The organism is Pseudomonas sp. SIMBA_068 (assembly GCF_046534705.1).
Classification (GTDB): Bacteria; Pseudomonadota; Gammaproteobacteria; order Pseudomonadales; family Pseudomonadaceae; genus Aquipseudomonas; species Aquipseudomonas putida.
The window spans coordinates 1-265 of sequence record NZ_JAWRYI010000695.1 but is presented as its reverse complement, the minus strand read 5'-3'; the positions used below and the strand labels follow the sequence as shown (position 1 = coordinate 265).

General features: G+C 67.5%; 1 protein-coding gene. It reads left to right on the top strand.

The window, feature by feature from the left end; translation table 11 throughout:
• A partial coding sequence (locus tag SB756_RS31030; protein ID WP_410913363.1) for a hypothetical protein occupies positions 1-265 on the top strand: 265 nt, incomplete at both ends.

The following is a 265-nucleotide window of genomic DNA, read 5'->3' as shown; positions in this document are numbered from 1 at the left end:
GGGCGACATCAAGAAACAGAAACTGCAACTGGACCTGCAAGGACCGCTGTTGAAACTGGCCCTGGGCCTGGATGGCGCCCTGGACCAGGGCAGCTGGCGCGGGCGCCTGGCCAGCGGCGATGTACAGACCGGCGGCCAGGACTGGAAGCTGCAGAACCCGGCCAGGCTTGAGCGGCTGGCCAACGGCACGCTGAACTTCGGTGCCCACTGCTGGGCCAGCGGCGATGCCAGCCTGTGCGGTGAAGACCAGCGGCTGATGCCCGAC